Source organism: Oceanobacillus sp. FSL K6-3682, from assembly GCF_037976165.1.
Lineage (GTDB): Bacteria > Bacillota > Bacilli > Bacillales > Amphibacillaceae > Oceanobacillus > Oceanobacillus sojae.
On sequence record NZ_CP150263.1, the window covers coordinates 1,624,750 to 1,647,697 of the forward strand.

Here is a 22,948-nt window from a genome sequence, read left to right on the forward strand (position 1 = left end):
GGTGCAGCTGATTTTTATTAGTTTAAATGTAAGCGCTGTCAAATGGAGGCTGTTATGAAAAGGCTGTTTCTACCGATCCTCGTTGTTTTCGTATTTTTCATGATGGTATTTTTAGGTGATGAAAGGTTAGCCAGACTTTCCGGATCGACAGAATTAGATGTTATTACACTTAGAGCTGCTCATTCAAAAGCCTGGAATCATCCCGTTTCACAGGGGATTGATAAGTTCGCGGAATTGGTGGAGGAAAAATCAGATGGAGAAATAATTATTGAAACGTATCATGATGGGCTGATTGGGGATGACAGGGAAGTAATTGAAAGTGCTCAAAGAGGAAGTATCGCTTTCGCCAGCTCCTCTACACCGAATATGACAAGCTTTACAAATTATTTTACGGCTTGGGATCTGCCTTACATTTTTGAAAATAAAGAAGAAGTATATAAAGCAATTGATGGAGAGCCTGGGGATATTGTACGGGCAGAGATGGAGAAATCAGGGTTTAAAGTTATTTTCTTCCCAGACTACGGTTTTCGGCAAATTGTCAATAACACGAAAGCAATTGAAAAACCATCTGATCTTGATGGGATGAAAATTAGAACAACAAATTCAAGAATTGAGCAAGCTGATTTTACAGCCTTGGGTGCAAGCCCGACTCCAGTTGCCTGGTCTGAAGTCTTTACAGCACTTCAGCAAGGAACGGTCGATGGCGAAGGAAATACGTATTCGCTTCTTTGGGATTCAAAGCATCAGGAAGTGCTGTCACATGCTGCAGAAGTAAATTATAATTACAGCTCAGATATTCTTGTTATGAATAAGGATCTTTATGAAGAGCTTGAACCGTACCAGCAGGAAATTATTATGGAGGCAGGGCAGGAGGCGATGGAGTGGCAAAGAGTCGTTGCAACAGAAAGAGATGAGGAGGCAAAGCAGCAATTTATTGATTATGGAATTGAAATATACGAGCCTACGGATGAAGAATATCTGGAGTGGAAGCAGGCGACAGAAATTGTTTGGGATCAATATGTCAGAGAAGGATACGCAGAGCCTGATTACGTTGACACTATTCTAGATACCTTAGGGAAGACAAAAGAAAGTATTTTTGAAGAATAGGAGGTGAGACAAGTGGAAGCGGCTGTAGAAAGTAAAGTAAATAATTATTCCGGCAAACCGCCAAATTTTTGGATGAAGGGTCTTTCTGTTCTTGATCGCAGATTTGAAGAAATACTCATTGTCTCAGGTTTTTTGATTTTTATTATTCTAATCAATCTTCAGGTGATTAACCGCTATTTACTTCCATTCTTAGACATTGGAAATATTACTACATGGACGGAAGAGCTTTCGAGATATTTATTTATATTTGTTTCTTTTTTAGGAGCCAGTCTTGCAATACGGAAAAGAGAATCTATTCAGGTCAGTATATTAACGGACAGATTGCCGGCAAGCATTCAAAAAGGCCTTCTGCTGTCAAACACATTATTTATGTTTTACTTTAGCTACATGATGGTAGTGAATGGTTTTGAGCTTATATCCTTTCAAATTGAAACAAACCAGACAACTCCAGCTTTGTCCATACCAATGGCAGTTCCTTACAGCGCTGTACCGATTGGATTTGCGTTAATGATGATTCGTCTAATCCAGATGTTTATAAAAGATACCAAAGAAATAACTATGAAAGAAGGGCTGTTAGGAATCTCCTTTGCTATTGTAATGATTCTTCCAATTGCTTTTCTCGGAGATGCAGCAATTGCGCTCGTCTTATTTGGTTACTTTGCTCTATTTATTCTAATTGGAATGCAAATTGCATTTGCACTAGGGGCGAGTACATTAGCAACAGTTCTGGCAACTGATGCAATTCCAGTTGATTTCTTTCCACAGACAGCATTTACAAGTATAGATAACTTTCCAATCATGGCGGTCCCATTTTTCATCGCAGCAGGGATTATCATGGGCGGAGGAGCAATTATCAAACGATTATTAAATTTATCAGATGAATTGATAGGATTTTTGCCTGGTGGATTGGCGTTGGTAGCAATCATTACTTCCATGTTTTTTGCCGCAATAAGCGGTTCAGGACCAGCTACAGTGGCTGCTATTGGAACATTACTTATTCCGGCGATGATTAAACAAGGCTATAATCCAGGCTTCGCCACTGGAGTTGTAGCGACAGCCGGAACGATAGGAGTCATTATACCACCAAGTAATCCCTTGGTTATTTATGGGGTAGTATCACAAGAGTCTATTTCTCAATTATTTCTTGCCGGCATACTTCCAGGGGTTTCTACCGGGCTCGTTTTATTAATCGTAGCTTTTATTATTTCTAAGAAAAATGGCTGGCGGGGCGAGCGGACATCCTTTAACCTCAGAAATTCTGCAAAAGCTGCCTGGGATGCAAAACTTGCCTTATTAGTTCCAGTTATCATTTTAGGAGGAATCTATGGGGGCTTTATGACTCCTACTGAAGCAGCGGCAGTAGCCGCAGCTTACGGGATTATTGTCGGTATGTTTGTATATAGGGACCTTGGCTTAAAAGGTGTTTATCAAAGTCTTGTTAAAGCAGGTGTTACCTCTTCTGTAATTATAATGTTAATGGTTATGGCAAGTATATTTGGCCGGCTAATCACATTGGAAAAGGTAGCGGAATTTGTAGCAGAATTTGTCTTGTCATTAAGTGAAAATAAATTCGTTATTCTCTTGCTCTTGAACCTGTTTTTATTACTTATAGGTTTAGTTTTGGAAGCACTGGCTGCCATTGTGATACTGACACCAATATTATTACCGATGGCAGTGGCAATCGGACTTGACCCGGTTCATTTTGGGCTTATTATGATTTTTAACTTAGCGATTGGATTTATTACACCTCCAGTAGGAGTAAATTTATTTGTAGCAGCAAGCACTGCGAAAATAAAGATTGAAGAAATTATTAGAGGAAATAAATACTTACTCTTAACGATGATTGTTCTTCTTTTATTATTTTCATACATTCCGCAAATTAGCATGTGGCTGCCGGAATTAATTAGAAACTAGATAATAAAAGTTACAAAGGGAGGAACTATTATGTATATTACGTATCAGCCGAAACAAACCGCAATAGGTGAAAACAGCTTGAGGAATTTGGGGGGGAGCGCTAAAAAACTAAAGGTAACTCATCTGTTAGTTGTAATAGATCAATTTTTAACAACTGACCCATTAAATTATGATGACAGAATCACACAGATTTTAAATCAGGAAAATATTAATGTCTCCTTCTTTTCAGACTATCAAGGAGAACCAACTACAGACCATTTAGGGGCAGCTTTAACCATTGCGAAAGAACAAAAGGTTAATGGAGTAGCGGCAATTGGAGGAGGAAGCGCTATTGATATTGCGAAAGCAACAGCGCTCTTTTGTAAAAGCCCTCAAATGGAATGGAATGCAATAACGAAGCAGGACAATTTGGAAAGACTGCCTTTAATTGCTGTTCCGACTACTGCAGGAACAGGTTCGGAAGCAACAAAGGTGATGGTTATTACAGATACGGAAAAAGGCATTAAAATGAACCCGGGACACCCAGATTTAATTCCTGATATAGCCATTCTTGATCCTGCTTTAACGAGCAGTCTGCCGAAAAATTTCACAGCGTATACTGGGGTTGATGCTATAACTCATGCGATTGAAGCCTTTGTATCAACAAAAGCCAACATAGCAACTGATCAATATGCTTTAACAGCAATTCAAATTGCAGGGAGATCTTTACCAGTTGTATATCATGATGGAATGAATATCAAGGCAAGAGAAGAGATGCTGCTGGCCAGTACGTATGCGGGAATTGCCTTTTCAAATGCTTCTACTAATTTAGCACATGCAGCAGGAAGGGCTTTAGGAGCCAGATTCCATATCCCGCATGGATTAAGTGTGGCAGTGCTATTACCATTAGTGATGCGTTTTGGCTTGCAGGCAGCACCCGAGAGATATGCGCAAATTGCAGTTGCTTTAGGAGAGGATGCAAATAAAGACATACATGAACTGGCTGAACAATCAATACAGATAATTGAAAAATACTGTGATGATTTTCAAATATGGAAGGATGCATTGAAATTTATTGATCTTCAGGATTTAGAAAGTAATATTGATTTACTGGCAAAGGATGCATTGGACGGCAATGGGATTTTAACGAATCGTATTGTTCCTTCCAATTCTGATATAAGAAAACTATTTTTAGATTTGATAGATAAATTAAATAAAGTAAAAGCAATTGAACAAGTATAAATATACAAGGGTTGATCATACAATTAGTTCTGGAGAGAAACAGAGAAGAAAGTATCTTATTGTAAAACGCTTATTTCTTAACTGGTCGTGATGTCAGTATCTCTATAAAAGATAAGTTCCTGACAATTAAAATGAATGATTGATGGGATGGAAAAATATGAACTATGAAAAATTAAAAACCTTTATAGTGGTTGCTGAAAAGAAAAGCTTTTCTGAAGCCGCAAAGCTGTTATTTGTTACCCAGCCTACCATCACAGCGCAGATTAAAGCTTTAGAGGAGGAGCTGAGCACAAAATTATTTGAACGGACCACCAAAAAGGTGAGCTTAACTCAATCAGGAATAATTCTGATGAACTATGCAAAGGAAATAGTCCGGCTAAATGATACAGCCCGAAAAGAAATTACGGAAATAGAGAATACAGTCTATGGTGAATTAAGTATCGGCTGCAGTTTTACTATCGGCGAGTATATTATGCCCGAGTTTCTAAAACAATTTAAAGATATGTATCCACTTATTCAAATAAAGGTAGATATCACTAATTCCAATAATATCATTTCCGATATTAAAGATCAGCGTGTGGATGTTGGTTTGATTGAAACGCCGATAGATGATTCGGAAATAGTTGTTGAATCCTTTTTAGAGGATGAATTGATTCTTATTGCTTCTCCGTTATCTTTTTCATCAGAAAATCCTGTCATATCAGTGGATGAATTAAAAGCGTTACCGCTGATAGTAAGAGAGAGAGGATCAGGAACAAGAGCCGTAGTAAACCAATATTTAAATCAATCTGGTGTGAGAGAGGAGGACCTGAATATTGTAATGGAGCTGGGCAGTACAGAGGCAATTAAAGCGGCGGTGGAAGCGAAGCTGGGTATCTCAATTACTTCTAAAAGTGCTATAAAAAAAGAGCAGAAGCTGAATTTATTAACAGCATATAAAGTAAAGGATGTATCCTTCTATCGATTTTTTTATACTGCTTATGGGAAAAATCAGGTTTTGAAATCTACGGCAGAACTGTTTATAGAAGAGTTATATAAGATGACACGGAAAAGGAGGGAGCTCACTTTGTAACAGCATTTTTCAAAATAATATCTTAAAGGGGGTGTTTACAAAAACACGACTCCAAAAGTTTTTATGGCGATGGTAATAACGTGAATGGTTAATTATTCGGACAATTCATAAATAAAATATAAATATTATCAAGGAGGAATTATAATGGCAAAGCAATCATTGGATGTAAAACAGGTGACAAATCAGAAAATGAAGATGACTCCAAGTGAAGCAATTGTTGAGACCCTGGTAGCAGAAGGAATAAAAGAGGTCTATGGTATCGTTGGTTCTGCATTTATGGATATGCTCGATTTATTTCCAACAGCAGGAATCCGATTTCTACCGGTAAGACACGAGCAGAGTGCAGCTCATATGGCGGATGCCTATACACGTGTTTCTGGTACTGCCGGGGTTGTTATCGGTCAAAATGGCCCCGGGATTACAAATATGGTTACGTCTGTTGCTGCTGCAAACCAGGCACATACTCCAATGGTAATCATATCACCATCAGCGGGTACACCTACAATTGGCTGGGACGGATTTCAGGAAGCAGATCAGGTCTCTATTTTTCAGGCTATTACAAAAGAAACAGTAAGAGTGACGCATAAAAGCAGAGTTGCAGATTGCTTGCGTACAGCATTTCGGATAGCTTATGCAGAGCGTGGTCCAGTGCTTTATGATATCCCTCGTGATTTATTCTATGGAGAGCTGGAGGATCAGATTTTACAGCCTTATCAATATCGAGTAGACTCACGCGGCAGCGGAGATCCTGTCTTATTAGACAAAGCAGCAGATTTATTAAAGAATGCCAAGTATCCAGTAATCATTTCTGGTCGCGGAGCAGTTGATTCTGATGGGGTAAATACTGTAAAACAGATTGCGGAGCATTTAACAATTCCGGCGGCTGTATCCTATATGCATAATGATGCCTTTCCAGCAGAGCATTCACTGGCAGTAGGCCCGATTGGATATATGGGCTCAAAAGCAGCGATGCATACCCTGAAGAAAGCAGATGTGGTATTAGCAATCGGAACAAGGCTGTCTGTGTTCGGTACACTGCCTTGTTATGATATTGACTATTTCCCGAAAAATGCTAAAATTATTCAAATTGATATCAATCCAAGAAATATTGCCAGAACACATCCAGTGGAAGTGGGGATTATAGGTGATGCAAATGCGGCAACAAAAGCATTGTATGAAAAACTAACAGAAGAGGTACCAGATGCTGTAGAAAATCAAGGCAGATTAGAGGAAATTGCGAAAGCCAAAAAAGAGTGGGAGCAGGAACTGGTTGACTTGGCGATGGAGGACGGGAATCCGATTAATCCGCGCCGTGCCTTGCTGGAGCTGACAGGAGTATTACCTGAGAATACGATTATTTCCACAGATATCGGTAATGTTTCCTCCACAGCAAATGCTTATTTAAAATTTAATCAGACAAGACGCCATATCGCTGCTCTGACATTTGGAAATACGGGATTTGCATACCCGGCAGCACTGGGAGCACAGCTGGCAGAGCCTGATGCACCAGTAGTTGCAATCATTGGTGATGGAGCATGGGGAATGAGCTTACATGAAGTAAGTACGGCAGTAGAGCAAAATATTCCTGTAGTTGCCTGTGTATTCAATAATAAATCATGGGCAGCAGAGAAGAAGAACCAGGTGGATTATTATGATGATCGTTATGTTGGATCTGATATAGAAGCACCAGAGTTTGCAGAAGTAGCTAAATCAATGGGAGCTTTAGGATACACTGTTGAAAAAGCAGAAGATATTGGACCAATTATTAAGGAAGCTTTAGATGCCAGAAAACCTGCTGTCGTCAATATTTATGTAGATGGAACACAATTAGCTCCTCCTTTCCGGAGAGATGCATTACAAATGCCAACCAGATATCTTGATAAATATAAGCATTTGGATTATGAAGTGTGGGGGAAAGAATAATCTGATATAATAAAGCGAAACTTCCTTTAAGAGGAAGTACAATAGGAGTTTTACGGACGGCTATCTACAATGAATTTCCGTACCGGTTTATCCGGTGCGGAAATTTTAGATATATTTACATGTATTTTTAAAGTACTAAGAGCGGTATGTTAGGTTAAATGATTCTCAAACAGTTGTACATAAGGGAGTTGATAATTTGGGGAAATCAAGAAGTAGTAACATTTTAATAGACATACTGCCTGGGTTACTGCTCTGTATTGTTGTGATGTTTTTGGGTATCTATGGTGCGGAACTGATTGGATATATCATGATATGGACGGGATTATTATCAGAAGGAAGCGCAACGCCGGTTTCCGGTATATTTGTGGCAATTTTAATTGGAATTATTATCCGGAATGTGATAAATCTATCAGATAGATTTACAAAAGGAATCAGTTTTTCCATGAAGTACGTATTGCGTGCCGGAATTATTCTGCTGGGGCTGCGTCTTAGTCTGATGGAGGCGTTAAAGCTTGGCGCATTTGGAATTCCACTGATTGTTGCCTGTATATCTGTCGGTTTAGCTTTAACACTCTATTTGACGAAAAAAATGAATCAATCCATGAGGCTTGGAACATTGATTGCCAGCGGTACCGGCATTTGTGGAGTGACCGCCATTATGGCAACATCTCCGGTTATTAAAGCTAAGGAAAATGAGATTTCTTATGCTGTGGCTAATATTACTATTTTTGGTTTAACCGGTATGATGCTCTATCCTTTTCTCGGCCATTTTTTATTTGCGGACGATCCAATTAAAGCAGGCTTATTTTTAGGAACGGCAATACATGACACTGCTCAGGTAACCGGAGCTGCATTAATTTATGATCAGCTCTTTCAAAATCCTGCTGTCATTGAAACAGCGACAGTGACGAAATTAACTAGGAATTTATTTATTATTGCAATCATTCCGCTTGTATCTTATATATTTTTCAATTATTCCAGAAGGGAAGCTGGAGAGGGTAAGCCGGAAAAGGATACATTACCGAAGTGGTATACATTTATCCCATTATTTGTAATTGGCTTCTTGATTCTTTCCATTATCCGTACGATTGGAGATGCAACTTTGGAAAGTACTGGAGATGCCTTTGGTTTATTTGCAGGGAGAACATGGGAATCAATTTATAATAATCTAAGCTCATTTGGAACAACATATCTTCTGGGGGCTGCCATGGCAGGTGTAGGTCTGTCTACGAACTTTAAAAAGTTTAAAGGAATGGGGCTTAAGCCATTTTATATCGGATTTATGGCGGCAGTAGCAGTAGGTGTTGTAAGTGTTATTTTAGTTTCCTTATTCGGCGGATTTGTCAGGGTTTAATTATTTATCATAGTACAGCTGACTGTAAGACCCTGCTTTACGAATAGAGAATATTCTAAGTGGAGATGGAAAAAATCACTGCGTAAAGTTTCGCTAAAACAAATAGTATCTCTCTTTAGAGTGAACGGGGAAATAATAAATATTCTCTTAACTTGTAAAGAGGGATTTTTTTGTGCGGGAAAAAAGTTTGAGCAGGCTTTAGGTGATTTTCTTACTATCCTGTTATAAAATGAAGGAAGTAACGTAACAGGAGGTAGTATTGTGGATTGGTTCCAGCGGTTAAATGAATATTTTCCGGTAGAGGAAATGAAAGCAAAAGAACAAATAGAAGCTTTACTGAAGGAAAAACCAAATAATTATTATAAGGATGAAAGTGACCTTCATATTATGATGTATGCAGAATATGAACAGTTTGTTTTTGTTGATTTTTTGTGGGTTTCTGAAAAAGCCCGTGGAAAAGGAATTGGTAAAAAATTGATTCAGCAGTTAAAAGATAAACAGAAAACAATTATTTTAGAGGTAGAGCCGGTAGATGAAAACAATGAGGATACAGAAAAACGGCTGCGCTTTTATTTCCGTGAAGGGTTCAGGATATCAGAAGCAATTTCTTATCAGTTTCAGGCATTAGTATCTCATTCGGAAACAGAATTGGATATTATGTATTGGGATGCACAGGAGAAAACGGATGAGCAATTATTGGATTATATGGTAACAATCTATGAAGAAATTCATTCTTATAATCAGAAGCAAATTTATGGATATGAGCCGAAGCCGACAAGTGAAGTATTGAAGATAGAGGCTTAACAGGAGGATTCAATGCAAATTCAAGGAGTAAATCATTTTTTATATTCTGTATCTGATTTAGAAAAATCTATCGCGTTTTACAAAAATGTATTTAATGCAAAATTACTCGTAAAAGGAAGATCTACTGCTTATTTTGATTTAAACGGAATCTGGCTTGCTTTGAATGAAGAAAAGGATATTCCCCGCAGTGAGATTCAAGCTTCCTACACACATCAGGCATTTTCTGTTAAAGAGGCAGAATTAGAAGCCTGGGAGCAGCATTTAAAACAATTAGGGGTTCATATATTGGAAGGACGGGAACGTGCGGAAGAGGATAAGCAATCCATTTATTTTACTGATTTAGACGGACATAAGTTTGAACTCCACACAGGAACACTTCAGGAGCGTTTAGACTATTATCAGAATGAGAAAAAGCATATGCGTTTTTACCCGGAAAATGTAAATAACTTAAAAGAATAAATGGATAAAAAGAGTTCTCGGACAGAGAGCTCTTTTTTTAGCGGAAAGCAGGAATTTGATGAATAAAACGGAAGTTATATAAAAGAAGGAGTTGATTCCAGTGGTATATCATACGTAACCAAATCATTTTAGGAATAAATTCAATATCATTGGAGGGCTGTAATATTGAAAGCATTATTAGCAATAGATATGCAAAAAGCACTAATTAATGAGCGGCATGATTTAGGAGAGCGTGTTAATAATATGGAGCTTATCTTAAAAGACTTTTCAAAGCAAGGCTTACCAATTTTTCTGATTCAGCATACTAGTGAAAATAAAGAAGATCCATTTTATATAAACGGAAGTGGAGCAGAGATTTATCCACCCTTTAAAAAGTATGGTACAGAAATAATTCAAAAAGAAACACCGAGCGCATTTTATCAAACTAATTTGTTGGAGAAGTGCAAAACATACAATGTGGACGAACTTGTCATTATCGGTCTTAATACAGAATTTTGCTGTTTATTCACAGCGATTGCAGCATATGATCGCGGATTTAAGGTTGTATTTCTGGAAGATGCTACTGCAACAGTAAACAATGGAGATGTATATGAAATGAAGGATTTAGATATTCCAGATTTTATTGGAACGGTTTTGCATTGGTCAAAAACGGTGAATGTCCTTGATTTGGATGAATATAAAGAATGGCGTAATGAATGATTAAATCCTGTATAAGGAAATTTAAAAGCCGAATGAATGGTCTTGAGAAACTGCTTGGTTAAACAAGGGAAAAAGTAATGAATTTGTTAATAATACCCTTCTGTGGGCATATAAAATAATTCGTCGGGCATAATAACCTTGATAAAACGAAACTGCATTCAATGGAAGGTTTTTCGATGCACGATTCTTTACGAGGGAGCGGATAATCGCACTCGTTGATTATGCGTACTTAATCCGCTTCCTCTTTTCCTATTGAATGTCAGTTGCGTAATTCAGGGAGTTAGCGTTTGTTATCTCCGTGATAAATTTTTGGAAAGGGGTTTGTCTGATGAGCCAATTAACGCAAACTGAACTGGAAACATTGCGTAAAGTCATTGGAGAGCATGGAATGATTGTCAATAAACTGGAGGCTTATGCTGAACAGGCACAAGATCCGGAATTTAAATCAATGCTGCAATTTGATGCAGAAGATGCTCGCAATGCCAAGCAACAATTAATGTCATTTTTACAATAGGAGGGTGGTTTGAAAATGTTTCAGGATAAAGAGATGGTGAATGATTATTTAAACGGTCTTAATGCAAGTTTAAAAGGTTATGCTGGCTATATTTCAGAATCAAATAATCCCCAGCTGCGCCAAAAATTTGTGGAACTGAGAAACCGTGATGAGGCACGTCAATTGAAAGTATACCAATATGCATTGCAAAATGGATATTATCAGCCTGGTCAGCAGGCAAGTCCCCAAGAAGTGCAGCAAGTGCAAACTGAATTATCTCAGGGCAGCTAATAAAACAGGGCATGTATATGACGGCTTAGAGATAGCGTCATAATTTTAAAATATGTATGCATTAAAAAACGAGAAGTCTATTTCTTGCATAGGCTTCTCGTTTTACTTCATTACATTATTTTTCTAAATCCAGCCTTTACGATATGCCAAAAGCATTGCGTTAGTCCGGTCATTTACATTTAGTTTCCGTAGAACTGTTGTAACATGGTTTTTAACTGTTTTATCAGATATTTCTAAGTTTCTGGCGATAATTTCGTTATTATTGCCTCTTGATATCTCAAGCAGCACATCCCATTCCCGTTTTGTAAGGAGTCCCTCAGGACGGGATTGTAATGTAGAAGAGAGGGTTAAAAATTCGTCATGTAAATCCTTAGCTAACTCAGGATAAACATAAATACAATCTGAGTCAATAAAACGAATTCCTGATACGACTTCATTTAAACTCATATTTTTAACAAAATAGCCATCAAAATCTAATTCATATAAGCGGATAATATCCTTCATATGCAGATTAGGCAGGATAATAGCAGTTTTAACATCATTTAATTGCTCCTGTTCAAGAATACGTGTGATGTCATTATATTGATAAATTGGTACCATGACTAAATCTGGTACATTTGATGAATCAAGCTGAAAATCATCTAAATCTCTTAAAGATAGTATAGAAATATTTAAATTCGTTTTTTCGGATAACGTAAAAGCGTCAATAAAATTCAAAGTTCTGTTCGAAGTTGGTGTTATACTCAAAATTATCATCTCCTGTCATTTGAGTGAGTATTTTCGTGATGTAAATAAAAAATGAATAATTATGCGATATTGATTCTTGAGTCTAGTAGCAGTTCAAAATAAATATTTGGCAAAACTATTCGAGCTTGTTTTCTATAAGAAAAGGGGATATGAATTTTTAGACTTCTGCTGATGAAATCATATCTTCAAATATAGCATAGGATTGTATGAATTTAAATCCTGAAAAAGATTTTAATTAAAAAATGATAGTTAAATCCTGGTTTAAAAAAGTAAAAGTACCTACTTATGCATGATTATCCAAGAAATATACTATTTATAAACTAGGTTACCGTGTAAAATGATAGGGAAATCTGTAAAACTGGACTCTGGAAAAATAAAAGTCCAGGGCATGCTTGAATCTGGAGGTACAAAAACCCTTTCTAAAGTAAATTGTTTTTCTGCTTTTACTACGTCGTCTTCTACATATTGTAATGTTGTGTTACTAAATGAGCACGCTTGTCTGCTGTAATTATTAATTAAAACAGTTACCAATAAATCTGACCGATGGTTTCTTGCTTGCCACAAAGCAGTGAATGTCATCTGCTTATCAACCGTGTTATGTTGTACAGAATTTTGAAATATTTGTTCAATCTTGCGCCGGTCAGTATCGGGAAGCGCTTTATCCCATTTGGGTTCAAAAACAAGGTTCATAACAAATCCTCCTTATAGATACCTTGATTATATAAGATTCGAGCATAGAAATAAATTTTTAGCGTTTCTTTTGAAAAAAAATGTCATTCGTTTTAGACTTATGTTACGATAAGTGGGATAAAAACACTAGTCAGCTATGAACTAAGGGAGGTTATAACATGGAAGAGGAAAATTTAGAGCAACAGGCAGTGAAGCCGGAGAATATTGCGGAAGTTGGAGAAACAATCAGTATTGTACGCGGAGAGCATAAAGGTAAAAAAGCAGAGGTACTTATTGTACGCGAAAATTCTGTTATTGTCCGTATCGGAAATCATCCATCTACTGGAGAGCCGATTAAAACAGTAGTAAATCATAAAAATTATAAAAGAAAATAATTTGGATAGTATAAAAACAGCCCTGGTGAATAATGTGCTAGAGCTGTTTTTATATAGAAGAAAGAAAATGGTTTCCATCTGGATAGTATTCGTTTTTCGTGAATAAAATACAGACGTTATACTACGGTGTCTAAATCTCCTTTGTAGAGTAATGATGAAGCTTCTAATTCTGCCAAATCTTCAGTAAGTATTTTATTAATATCATTAAAAAGTGCAACGATTTTTACAAAGCAGCCTTTTTGTCCCGTATACGGCTCTGCGATAAAAAAAGGTTGTGTTAAATAAGCTTCCAGCTTTTGACCGCGCGTAAAGTCGTTCTTTTCCTTTTTACTCATTTTTTCATATCCTCTAATAGCATAAAGCGCTCGCAGTTCCCTATAGCGCCGTAAAGTCTTCCTGGCATCCTGCTGCAATCTGTTTTGTTTTTTATCGAGCGGGTAGCTCTCTGAAATTGAAAAGAGAGGGTGAATGGCAGGATAGTACTTTTGAGCAACGAGTTCTGCATCAAATTGCCAAATTGTATCCAGAGGGCCAAATGGAAGGTCCTCATCAGGAGCCTCACCACTTAAATCCATTAAAAAAGTTGTTAAGCTGAGAACTTCTTTCAATTGAAGATTTTGATTAAAGTCTCCCAGTTCTCCGGATATAACATGGGCTCTGTCAACGACAAGCAAAATATTTTTATTTTTCCATTCATCTGATAAGAGAACAGCAATTTCCTCAAACCCCGCGGCAATATAGTCCGATTCATGAAGTAAATCTTTTAATCCAGGGTCTTCCTGTTTTGGTGTGAGAGTTATTGTCTTAAAGGAGTTATTTTTTAATCTGTGAAACACTTCAGCTAAGAGAGCGAGCTGTCCCATATCAGGCCGTGCAATTAACCCTACTGTACTATTCAAGACAAGTGGAGCGAATAAATCTATTGTTTTTATACCAGTCTCTATTTTTTTGCTGTAGTCTTCTATAATAATTAAATCATCTACACTACAATTTGCTAATTTTGCAAGCAAAACAATCGTTCTAATTTCTGCACGTCCTAAAGGAATCTTACCTGTACAGAGATTGGAGACAGTTGCAGGCCGCAGTCCAGCATTTTTTGCTGCGACTGTCAGGTTAGGCACTCTGCTTCGTAAAAAAGTTGTATTCAATCTTATGGTAAGAGGGTCCATTGCAATGCTCCTTTCTTATTTACAAATCTTATCTTTTGCTAAAAAAGCATGAACTCCTTTGTTTCCATTAACAATTTGGGTGATGCGTAAATCAACAGCCAGTGAAGCCCATGCACTTGCTTCAGCTCTTGAAAATGAGTAGATTTCTATCATCCAGTCTATCATATTATTTAGTGCTAACCACATAGCTTCGTCTAAATCTTCATGGAATGCCATGGTAATCCATGCTTCTGGTGTTTCAGCTTTTGGAAATGAAAGCTTTTGTTTCTTATGAAGAATGAAGGTTAAATCAACTTTCTCCATTGGACATTCTAAAGCGGGACCGCTAATTTCACCATCGCCTTGAATAGCATGACCATCTCCTGTTGAAAAAAGCCCGCCCTCAACAGAAACCGGCAAAAACAAACGACTTCCAGCCTGGAGTTCCTTACAGTCTATATTCCCTCCAGATGGTCTCGGAATAAAAGTACTATGTTTTCCTTCAGTGTTAGGAGGCATGCCCATTATCCCCATAAAAGGAGCTATTTTAATTTTATAAGGAAAATTACCAAACTGGCTCACTGCTTCTTTACGATTGTTATCAACTAAAAAATCAAGCATAGCTTCTTTTTCTTCTGCGATTCCTATTTTTTTGTTCAATTCACTGGGAAATCCTCCCCCGGAAGTCCATCCCCATTCACCTGGAACAATTTCATTAATTTTAATTTCTAAGGTATCTCCGACTTCTGCATGATGAATAGAAATCGGACCAATGAGAGAATGACCGAAGAAGGAAGCTTGCCGCTCCGGGTTGATTTCTGTCCAACGTTTTCGTTGAGCACCGGGAGCACTCCTTTTCTCCATACCCCAAGCGGAGTCGAGTGTTTTAAACACAACAGAATCTCCACTGTGAATAGTAAGAATTGGATCTAAATCTTGACTGAAATGATTGTGTAAAGAATTTTTGTCAGGGATTAAATAATAAGTCTTCAAGAAAATCACTCCTTATATATTTACTTTATAAAGTAACATAAATTACTTATAAAAGTAAATATATAAATTGAAATAATCTGAATTTATTAGGATTGTTTAACTTGATGAAAGTAGCGAAAGACAATTTTTATTTTTATATTCGATAGTTTTTAATTCCGTTCTTAATACATAAAAAAAGGAAGTCCAACATCTGTTGAACTTCCTCAGAAATCTGAATTGTTTTCTATTTATTGTGAAACAGGCTTTTTCCATAATCCAAGTATTAGCCCTGAGATAACCGCACCGATAATTAATGATAACAAGAAGAATATTGGCGCATCACCTAATGGAACAACGAAAATACCACCATGTGGAGCCGGGATTGTGCTATGGAATAATTGTGTCAGTCCACCAGCAATTGCTGCTCCGATTACAGATGAGGTAATTACACGCAATGGATCTGCTGCTGCAAATGGAATGGCTCCTTCTGTAACAAAGGATAATCCCATAATATAGTTAGCTGTTCCAGATTTACGCTCATCTTCTGTAAATTTATTTTTAAAGAAGGTTGTTGCCAGAGCAATCGCTAGAGGAGGTACCATACCACCGACCATAACTGCGGCCATAAAAGCTCCGTCTCCAGTATCTGTGAAAATACCGATGGAGAATGCATATGCTGCTTTGTTAAATGGTCCACCCATATCGATAGCCATCATACCGCCAAGGAGAATACCCAGTAAAACAATATTTCCTGTACCAAGACCTGTTAAGAAGTCTAAAATATAATTATTTAGTGTTGAGAAAACAGGACCGATTGCAAAATACATCGCTGCCCCAGTTACGAGTAAGCCGATTACCGGGTACAATAAGATCGGTTTAATACTTGCCAGAGATTGTGGCATATTTCTTAGTAGATGCTTGATTAATACTACGATATAACCTGCAGCAAAACCGCCGACAAGACCACCGATAAAACCTGCGTTACTGTCTACTGCCATTAGACCGGCTACCATACCAGGCATTAATGCTGGTCTGTCACCAATACTCATTGCAATATAGCCAGCAAGAATCGGTATTAAGAAGTTAAATGCCATACCACCGACGCCATTAAAGAAAAGGAAGAACTGTGATTCATCTCCTAATACATTTTCAAACAGAAAGGAGATAGCAAGTAAGATTCCGCCCCCGATAACAAATGGAAGCATATGGGAAATTCCGTTCATTAAATCTTTATAAATTTTACCCCAGGTAGATTGCTTTTCATATTCTCCATCGCCCTCAGATCTTTCTCCCGAGTCACGATAAATTGGTGCATCTTGGTTTGATGCTTTGGTAATAAGCTCTTCTGCTTTTTTAATACCATCTACTACAGGACGTTCGACTACGTGTTTTCCATCAAATCGCGCCATTTCTACTTTTTTGCTGGCAGCAACGATAACGCCGGAAGCACGTTTGATTTCTTCAGATGTTAAACGGTTTTTTGTGCCGTCTGAGCCGTTTGTTTCCACCTTAATGTCTACATTCATTTCTTTAGCTTTTTTCTTCAAAGCATCTTCTGCCATATAGGTGTGAGCGATTCCAGTAGGACATGCTGTTACGGCAACTACAAATGGCTTTTCATCTGTTGCTGCTGTAGTACTTTTTGCAGCTTCATTTGTTTTTTCCTGAGCTTCCTCTTCTTTCGTTGATTCAATGAATAGCGCTTCTACTTCATCAGGAGTCGAAGCATCTTTTAACTTATTTACAAAGTCCGGTTCCATCAGAAGACGGGACAATGCCGCTATCGTTTGCAGGTGTGTATCATTTCCGCCTTCAGGAACAGCGATCATAAAGAAAAGGTGGGCAGGCTGTCCATCTAAGGAATCATAATCAATCCCAGCTTTACTTTTCGCAAATAATACAGTAGGTTCTTTCACAGATGCCATTTTTGCGTGGGGCATTGCGATTCCATCACCTAACCCGGTTGAGGATTGTTCCTCGCGGGCCAGAATTGCTTTTTTAAATGACTCTTGTTCAGAAATGATTCTGTACTTATAAAGGTTTGCGATCATTTCATCAATGGCAGCTTCTTTGGATGTAGCTTTAAGGTTTAAAAGCATTACATCTTTTTTTAATAAATCTGCAACTTGCATGTCTATCATCCTTTCTATTTTAGGTTTTCTACTTGTACATGAGCTAACAGGTCTTTAATCACTTCGGTGCTGGCAAGATCTTCCGAAAAAGCGGTTGCACTGCCGGAAGCGACAGATGTTCTAAAGGATTGTACAGAATCCTTTGATTTTAAGTAGGAGCTGATAAATCCAGCAACCATCGAATCACCAGCACCAACGGAATTAATTAGTTTACCCTTAGGAGCTTCGGCTTTATACGTTCCTCGTTCGGATATGAGCAAGGCGCCATCTCCACCCATAGAGATAATAACGTGTTTTGCTCCTTTTTCTAACAGCTTCTTCCCGTAGGCTATAACTTCTTCATTTGTTTCCAGCTTCACATTAAATAATGCTTCCAGCTCATGAATATTTGGTTTAACCAATAATGGTTTATAGCTTAAAGATGCTTCAAGTGCAGCGCCTGTAGTATCAATAGCAAATTCAGCGCCTTGACTCGTTACTTGCTGGATTAATTTCTCGTAAAAATCTTCGGGCAGGGAAGGGGGCTTGCTTCCGGATAAAATCACGGTATCTCCCTCTTTAATCTTTTCCAATTGCTTTAGGAACGCAGCAACCTCTTCATCTGATAAAGCAGGACCACGCCCGTTTATTTCTGTTTCCTGATCCGATTTAAGTTTAATATTAATGCGCGTATCTTCTTTGATGTTGATAAAGTTTGTACGCACATCTAATTCGTCTAAGGCATCTTCAATAAACTTTCCTGTGAAGCCGCCTACGAAGCCAAGGGCAATAGATTCTGTTGAGAGTGCCTTTAAAATTCGCGATACATTAATACCTTTTCCGCCAGGGAGCTTATAGTCGTTCTTCATATAACTCAGCCCGCCCAATTCTATTTTGTCGACAGGAACAATGTAGTCGATCGATGGATTTAAAGTAATCGTATAAATCATCTAATCTACCTCCAAAATGGTTGTTTGATTTAAATAAGGCTGATGTATATTTGAGATTTTATCTGTAATAAATGTTACATCAGAAACATCACATATCTTTGCAAAACTGACTTTATTCCATTTACTATCATCTGCAAGAAAATAAATGTCTGAAGCTCTTTCAATGGCTAATTGTTTCATAGAAGCTTCCTCAGGATCTGGTGTTGTACAGCCAAATGTCATATCAATACTATCCACACCGAGAAAGACTTTTGTAAATTGATAATTCATTAAAGAACGTTGACTGGGTGCGCCTACCATCGCTTTTGTAGAATGCTTTAATTTACCGCCTACGAGATAAGCATCAATTTGCCTGTCTGCAAGCATAGAAGCATGGGCAATACCATTTGTAACAACTGTAATAGACAAATTAGAAAGAAACGGAATCATTTCAAGTGTTGTCGTACCTGCATCTAGATAAATGACATCATTCTCTTCTAAAAGTGAGACGGCATACCTCCCTATATTCATTTTTTGTTGACTGTTTTTGATCGTTTTTTCCTGATACGTCAGCTCTGCTCCAAACGTTGCGTTCAATTTCGCACCGCCATGAATGCGGAGCAGGAGCCCTTTACTCTCTAATTGAGCGAGGTCTCTGCGAATTGTTGACTCTGAGCAGCCAAGGCTCTCGATTAAATCAACAGACTTGATTACACCGCTTTCATTTAGACGACGTAAAATATATTGATGGCGTTCATCTGTTAGCATATCCTCACCTCTTGTTTTTATAATATCATCTAAATCATTCAAAAACAACCAAAATCATTCAAAATAAAGCTGAGAAATAAATAATAATGAACGTGGATGGAAGATAGGTATAATATACGTAACATTTTCTATTTGAAATTGAATAATATTTTCTTCCTGTAAAAAGAAAAGGAATAAAATGAAGAGGCGGGAAAGTGAAAGAATCAATCAGATAGTGCATAATTGATTGAGTATGCGAGGTATCATAGGAAACAGCTGATGGTTTCTTAGTGTGGAATTAAAATTATATAAGATGTTGAGGACTGCTGGTTTGGTAATGATTCTGTTTTTTGAGCTCATACGCCATTTACTTATATCTATATGAGCCCATTATTTATAGAAAGCCAGCCCGAAGAAACTTATTGATAAAGCTTTAATGCCTCCTCCAAAAAAAATTTATAATTAGCAATAAAGCTTTCGGGTTTTATAATTTTAATTTTATCGCCGAATCCTGCTAAAAATTGATAGGAAAATGGATTCTCAGGCAGTTCAATAGTTGCAAGATAGTTTCTTGGGGTAACTTCTGTTACAGCGTTTTTTCCGTATCTCTCGATAAATTGATCTCTTACAGCGACATCTATCAATACTTGCACACTAACCAAATCTTGTTGTTTATTATATTGTTTTTCTTCCTCAAATATCTTATCTGTTTTTGGGGTGAAAAAACCTTCTTTTTCGATATTTGTTATCCTTGTTAACTTAAACGTCCGATAGTCTTCCCGTTCTAAGCTAAACCCGATAAGATACCAATGCATTTCACTTAAATGTAATTTATAAGGTTCTACAGATCTGTATGTTATATTTCCTTTTTGGTCTACATATTCAAACTTTAGTAACCAATTATTTTCAATGGCTTGTCTGATAAATGAAACATCTTCTTTAATTTGTCTTCTTCCAGTCCAGTCATAAAAGGATAAATCATATTTCGGGGAAATGTCAGCACTGGTCATTCCTTTAATTTTCTGGATAGTCGTTTGAATTTCCTGGTTCGTGATTAACTGTTCAAAACCGCTTAATGCTACAAGTATATTTTCAATATCACTGTTATTTAATAAACGTTTATCGAATTTATAATCTTCCATAAGGGCGTATCCTCCTTCAGCACCATATGTTGCATAAACAGGTATTCTTGCATAACTTAATGTTTCCATATCGCGCTGAATCGTCCGTTTGGATACATTAAAAAGCCTGCTGAATTCTGAAGCGGAGACAGATTTCTTTTGTAATAAAATCATAACTATGGAGATAAGCCGCTCAATTTTTTTCATGTTTTCCTCCCATATACGACATACAGTTGTCGTCTTTGTTCTATTATACTTCAAATATGAAAAGGGGGAATAATGATGAAAGCAATAGCTTATTTACAATTTAATGGGGAAGCAGAGGAAGCAACAGCTTTTTATGAAAAAGCTTTTCAGGCAAAAAGCGTTAAAGTGAAATTTGGTGCTTTTGGTCAAAATTCAGAATATCCGTTATCGGAGGAGGAGGAAAATATGATTATGGAATCTCGTATGGAGTTTTCAGGGAATATTTTAATGATCTCGGATGTTCTGCCTTCTATGCAGGCTGTGACAGGCGCAGTCACAAAGGGGTGTATGGTCTTAATCAGCATTATTGATGCTGATCCGGAAACGAATAAACAATTTTTTGAAAAGCTTTCGGAAGGCGGTACTGTGATTATGCCTTTATCTTCTACGCCTTGGTCAGCAAGCTTTGGCATGTTAGTTGATAAATTTGGTGTGACATGGAAATTTAATAGTGAGGCAAGTAAATTTCTAGATAGCTTCTTAAATTAAATTTGTAATATTAGAACGAGACTCACATAATATTTTAATGTAATGTCCACGTTAAGACAGCAATACCTTAACAGGCCCTGAAAATCCTATATAATTGAAGATTTTCAGGGCCTGTTATACTTTTTATATGGCCTTGAGCAATAAACGCTTGAGTAAAGGTGTGAAATGCTCTGGCAGAGCACTCACATCCGGAACCATAATGCGCTCTTTTCCATAAATATTCTGCATCATGTTATCATCATTCTCGTCAATTTGTCCGTTTGCAAGAAACATACCGACTACATCAATTTGATGTTTACGGGCCTGGGCAACAGCCTGGTACGTATCAACAATGCCATTTTGGTCATAACCGGAAGCTGCCGGCTGTCCGTCGGAAAAGACAAGTAAAAATTTATTCTTCTCGCTGCGGCTGATTAATTTTTTAGTGACATGACGAATACTGAAGCCGTCCCGATTATCCTCCTGTGCTTCCAGCTGCATAATTTTAGCACCCTGTTCTTTATATAAGGAATCCTCTAACGTCTGGATATATTGGAGATAATTCGGCTGATAATTTTCACTGACTTTATTGGCATCCTCCCAAAAGCCGATAATTTCATGGGGGATGCGTAATTCTTTTAGTACTTCATGAAACAGGGTAACACCCCGTTTTGTTTCCTCCATTTTGTTTTCCATAGAAGCAGAGCAATCGATTAATAAAGTGAAAACCGCATCAAATTCCTTTGATTCTTGTTCTTTTTTATAAAAAACTCGTGGAGAATCCTCCAGGAAGACAGGAAGCAGCTTTTTAGAAAGTCTGCCAAATAAAAGGTTTGTTCTCGGTGTATTCTGCTTATGCTCCAGAGTTAATTGAATGGTTTTGGCAAGCTTTCTTTTAAAGGGGTCAATTTCCTCTATAAATTGCCGATATTGCAGCTCTTCATCCTCTGTAGGAGCCTCTGCATATTCTGTAAACATCCGAGCATGCTCATTCTCTTTGCCAAAGCTCGATTCACTGCTGTTTTCCGAAGTATTCTCTTCCTTATTTAGAGATTCTTTATCAGAATAATCATTTTGTGTGCTCTGGCCGGATGCACCTTGAATCGCAGCCATCGCCTGATCACCATCCTCTGTTTCACGGGCACCGCCACCCAGTATAGAGGTTTTTGTTCCCTGTTCTAATTCAAATTGCAGGAAATTCTGTTTGCGGTCATCATTTTTATTTTCACGATGCCATGTAGAGAAGGTCTCATCAAAGTATTCATTTTCTTCGTTTGTTTCTTCCTGCTGATCTTCATTCACAAGTGGATCTGTCCGTGTCAATTCATCAAAAAGTGTATTTTTCTCATAAGTTTCCACATGCCCGATTGGCAAGATAAAATATTCATGAATGGAATCTGTATAGCCTGCCTGTTGCATTCTCTGAACAATTTTTTCTGTTAAAGCAACATTATCCCGCGTATTTCTAGTTTCAAAAACGCTATATAGCTGAGGTTTTAAACTATCGAGCATATCCAGCTGCTCCTCTTCTACGCGAGGAAAATCCGGATCTGGCTGATTGGCAAACAGTAATAAATAAATCATACAAAAAATTTCATCTGTTGCGTAACTGCGTGTCACATTAGACTGCAGCTGTGTCGTGAAATAATGATGAAAATATTGTTGCCGATAAGTGAAGTTCCGTTTTGTGCCAGGGCGTTTTTTGCGAATATCGTCTTCTAAACGAATATCTTCTAATAAAGTCATTAACTGTATTGCGAATTTAGGAAGAAAGGAATCCTGCAAACCTTCTTTAAATTGCTGCAGGCTTTTCACATCTGTTTGATGCAGTGTCCCTAATGTCCGCAGAATGACATCTGATTTAGCGCCTGCTTCCTTCATTTCTGATGGGAGCCGGTCCCAGAAACGGCTGGCTGTTACTTTGTTTTCTACTAAATCAATAAAGGAGCCAAAGCTGGATTCAAATTGCAGCTGTCCATTCTTTGCCAAAACAGTGGTCAAATCCTGCAATTGCATAAATAAATGGGTGTCGACTTTTGTTTGATGAAATCGATACAT

At 37.6% G+C, this 22,948-nt stretch carries 22 protein-coding genes; 13 read left to right on the forward strand and 9 right to left on the reverse strand.

Translation table 11 applies throughout. The features are described 5' to 3' along the window. Positions 1-54: 54 nt before the first annotated feature. The 11 genes from MHH51_RS08240 to MHH51_RS08290 all read left to right on the forward strand — a co-directional run bounded on the left by MHH51_RS08240 (position 55) and on the right by MHH51_RS08290 (position 11,337). Entirely contained in the window at positions 55-1,107 is a 1,053-nt protein-coding gene (locus MHH51_RS08240) for a TRAP transporter substrate-binding protein (RefSeq protein ID WP_339285498.1), read from the forward strand. 12 nt (positions 1,108-1,119) lie between these two features. Continuing rightward, on the forward strand, positions 1,120-3,021 hold the full coding sequence (locus tag MHH51_RS08245; RefSeq protein WP_307725837.1) for a TRAP transporter large permease subunit: 1,902 nt from the start codon (positions 1,120-1,122) through the stop codon (positions 3,019-3,021). Between the two features lie 30 nt (positions 3,022-3,051). Then, on the forward strand, positions 3,052-4,242 hold the full coding sequence (locus MHH51_RS08250; protein ID WP_339285500.1) for an iron-containing alcohol dehydrogenase: 1,191 nt from the start codon (positions 3,052-3,054) through the stop codon (positions 4,240-4,242). Positions 4,243-4,399: 157 nt separating this feature from the next. Next, positions 4,400-5,314 (forward strand): selenium metabolism-associated LysR family transcriptional regulator, encoded by a 915-nt coding sequence (locus tag MHH51_RS08255; protein WP_147209704.1) that lies wholly within the window; start codon positions 4,400-4,402, stop codon positions 5,312-5,314. A gap of 144 nt (positions 5,315-5,458) precedes the next feature. After that, entirely contained in the window at positions 5,459-7,237 is a 1,779-nt protein-coding gene (xsc, locus tag MHH51_RS08260; RefSeq protein WP_339285502.1) for a sulfoacetaldehyde acetyltransferase, read from the forward strand. Between the two features lie 196 nt (positions 7,238-7,433). After that, positions 7,434-8,591, forward strand: a complete 1,158-nt coding sequence (locus MHH51_RS08265) for a putative sulfate exporter family transporter (RefSeq protein WP_339285504.1) — start codon at positions 7,434-7,436, stop codon at positions 8,589-8,591. Positions 8,592-8,852: 261 nt separating this feature from the next. After that, the gene (locus MHH51_RS08270; protein ID WP_339285506.1) at positions 8,853-9,395 is read left to right on the forward strand and encodes a GNAT family N-acetyltransferase; all 543 of its coding nucleotides are present in this window, start codon (positions 8,853-8,855) and stop codon (positions 9,393-9,395) included. A gap of 12 nt (positions 9,396-9,407) precedes the next feature. Continuing rightward, positions 9,408-9,854 carry a metallothiol transferase FosB gene (gene fosB / locus MHH51_RS08275; protein ID WP_147209701.1) on the forward strand — a complete coding sequence of 149 codons (447 nt, stop codon included), beginning with the start codon at positions 9,408-9,410 and terminating at the stop codon, positions 9,852-9,854. A 165-nt stretch (positions 9,855-10,019) separates the two neighbouring features. Next, entirely contained in the window at positions 10,020-10,553 is a 534-nt protein-coding gene (locus MHH51_RS08280) for an isochorismatase family protein (protein WP_339285508.1), read from the forward strand. 328 nt (positions 10,554-10,881) lie between these two features. After that, the gene (locus MHH51_RS08285) at positions 10,882-11,067 is read left to right on the forward strand and encodes a hypothetical protein (RefSeq protein ID WP_147209699.1); all 186 of its coding nucleotides are present in this window, start codon (positions 10,882-10,884) and stop codon (positions 11,065-11,067) included. Between the two features lie 15 nt (positions 11,068-11,082). Next, entirely contained in the window at positions 11,083-11,337 is a 255-nt protein-coding gene (locus MHH51_RS08290; RefSeq protein ID WP_077603737.1) for a spore coat protein, read from the forward strand. Positions 11,338-11,460: 123 nt separating this feature from the next. Here the strand turns inward: MHH51_RS08290 and MHH51_RS08295 are convergent, their stop codons facing one another. Both MHH51_RS08295 and MHH51_RS08300 read right to left on the reverse strand, forming a co-directional pair. Continuing rightward, positions 11,461-12,084, reverse strand: coding sequence for a response regulator transcription factor (locus tag MHH51_RS08295; RefSeq protein ID WP_186813576.1), 624 nt, complete (start codon positions 12,082-12,084; stop codon positions 11,461-11,463). Between the two features lie 309 nt (positions 12,085-12,393). Continuing rightward, positions 12,394-12,774: an SLAP domain-containing protein gene (locus MHH51_RS08300; protein ID WP_147209697.1), complete on the reverse strand. Its 381-nt coding sequence runs from the start codon at positions 12,772-12,774 to the stop codon at positions 12,394-12,396. Positions 12,775-12,932: 158 nt separating this feature from the next. On the opposite strand from MHH51_RS08300, the gene MHH51_RS08305 reads away from it, so the two are divergent. Next, complete coding sequence (locus MHH51_RS08305; RefSeq protein ID WP_147209696.1) at positions 12,933-13,148, forward strand: DUF2187 family protein; 216 nt, start codon at positions 12,933-12,935, stop codon at positions 13,146-13,148. 116 nt (positions 13,149-13,264) lie between these two features. Here MHH51_RS08305 and MHH51_RS08310 read toward each other — a convergent pair whose 3' ends face one another. From MHH51_RS08310 to MHH51_RS08335, 6 genes are all read right to left on the reverse strand, one after another. After that, entirely contained in the window at positions 13,265-14,317 is a 1,053-nt protein-coding gene (locus MHH51_RS08310; protein WP_186813575.1) for a hypothetical protein, read from the reverse strand. Positions 14,318-14,332: 15 nt separating this feature from the next. Beyond that, positions 14,333-15,289 (reverse strand): acetamidase/formamidase family protein, encoded by a 957-nt coding sequence (locus MHH51_RS08315; RefSeq protein ID WP_339285512.1) that lies wholly within the window; start codon positions 15,287-15,289, stop codon positions 14,333-14,335. 227 nt (positions 15,290-15,516) lie between these two features. Continuing rightward, a complete protein-coding gene (locus MHH51_RS08320) occupies positions 15,517-17,400 on the reverse strand; it encodes a fructose-specific PTS transporter subunit EIIC (protein WP_339285514.1) in 1,884 nt (627 codons plus the stop codon). A gap of 14 nt (positions 17,401-17,414) precedes the next feature. Beyond that, positions 17,415-18,329, reverse strand: a complete 915-nt coding sequence (gene pfkB / locus MHH51_RS08325) for a 1-phosphofructokinase (RefSeq protein ID WP_147209693.1) — start codon at positions 18,327-18,329, stop codon at positions 17,415-17,417. Further along, entirely contained in the window at positions 18,330-19,076 is a 747-nt protein-coding gene (locus MHH51_RS08330) for a DeoR/GlpR family DNA-binding transcription regulator (RefSeq protein WP_339285515.1), read from the reverse strand. It abuts the gene before it with no gap. Between the two features lie 398 nt (positions 19,077-19,474). After that, on the reverse strand, positions 19,475-20,383 hold the full coding sequence (locus tag MHH51_RS08335; protein ID WP_339285517.1) for a YafY family protein: 909 nt from the start codon (positions 20,381-20,383) through the stop codon (positions 19,475-19,477). A gap of 75 nt (positions 20,384-20,458) precedes the next feature. Here MHH51_RS08335 and MHH51_RS08340 point away from each other — a divergent pair, with 75 nt between their 5' ends. Then, entirely contained in the window at positions 20,459-20,911 is a 453-nt protein-coding gene (locus tag MHH51_RS08340; protein WP_147209934.1) for a glyoxalase/bleomycin resistance/extradiol dioxygenase family protein, read from the forward strand. A 123-nt stretch (positions 20,912-21,034) separates the two neighbouring features. On the opposite strand, the gene MHH51_RS08345 is transcribed toward MHH51_RS08340, so the two are convergent. Beyond that, positions 21,035-22,948, reverse strand: a complete 1,914-nt coding sequence (locus tag MHH51_RS08345) for a VWA domain-containing protein (protein ID WP_339285519.1) — start codon at positions 22,946-22,948, stop codon at positions 21,035-21,037.

Excerpts from the sequence above, each read along its gene's own strand:
- MHH51_RS08330 (WP_339285515.1), bottom strand. The coding sequence starts at position 19,076 with ATGCTAACAGATGAACGCCATCAATATATTTTACGTCGTCTAAATGAA.
- MHH51_RS08305 (WP_147209696.1), top strand. The coding sequence starts at position 12,933 with ATGGAAGAGGAAAATTTAGAGCAACAGGCAGTGAAGCCGGAGAATATT.
- MHH51_RS08335 (WP_339285517.1), bottom strand. The coding sequence starts at position 20,383 with ATGAAAAAAATTGAGCGGCTTATCTCCATAGTTATGATTTTATTACAA.
- MHH51_RS08255 (WP_147209704.1), top strand. The coding sequence starts at position 4,400 with ATGAACTATGAAAAATTAAAAACCTTTATAGTGGTTGCTGAAAAGAAA.
- MHH51_RS08290 (WP_077603737.1), top strand. The coding sequence starts at position 11,083 with ATGTTTCAGGATAAAGAGATGGTGAATGATTATTTAAACGGTCTTAAT.
- MHH51_RS08310 (WP_186813575.1), bottom strand. The coding sequence starts at position 14,317 with ATGGACCCTCTTACCATAAGATTGAATACAACTTTTTTACGAAGCAGA.
- MHH51_RS08340 (WP_147209934.1), top strand. The coding sequence starts at position 20,459 with ATGAAAGCAATAGCTTATTTACAATTTAATGGGGAAGCAGAGGAAGCA.
- pfkB (WP_147209693.1), bottom strand. The coding sequence starts at position 18,329 with ATGATTTATACGATTACTTTAAATCCATCGATCGACTACATTGTTCCT.
- MHH51_RS08250 (WP_339285500.1), top strand. The coding sequence starts at position 3,052 with ATGTATATTACGTATCAGCCGAAACAAACCGCAATAGGTGAAAACAGC.
- xsc (WP_339285502.1), top strand. The coding sequence starts at position 5,459 with ATGGCAAAGCAATCATTGGATGTAAAACAGGTGACAAATCAGAAAATG.
- MHH51_RS08285 (WP_147209699.1), top strand. The coding sequence starts at position 10,882 with ATGAGCCAATTAACGCAAACTGAACTGGAAACATTGCGTAAAGTCATT.
- MHH51_RS08240 (WP_339285498.1), top strand. The coding sequence starts at position 55 with ATGAAAAGGCTGTTTCTACCGATCCTCGTTGTTTTCGTATTTTTCATG.
- MHH51_RS08300 (WP_147209697.1), bottom strand. The coding sequence starts at position 12,774 with ATGAACCTTGTTTTTGAACCCAAATGGGATAAAGCGCTTCCCGATACT.
- fosB (WP_147209701.1), top strand. The coding sequence starts at position 9,408 with ATGCAAATTCAAGGAGTAAATCATTTTTTATATTCTGTATCTGATTTA.
- MHH51_RS08345 (WP_339285519.1), bottom strand. The coding sequence starts at position 22,948 with ATGTATCGATTTCATCAAACAAAAGTCGACACCCATTTATTTATGCAA.
- MHH51_RS08320 (WP_339285514.1), bottom strand. The coding sequence starts at position 17,400 with ATGCAAGTTGCAGATTTATTAAAAAAAGATGTAATGCTTTTAAACCTT.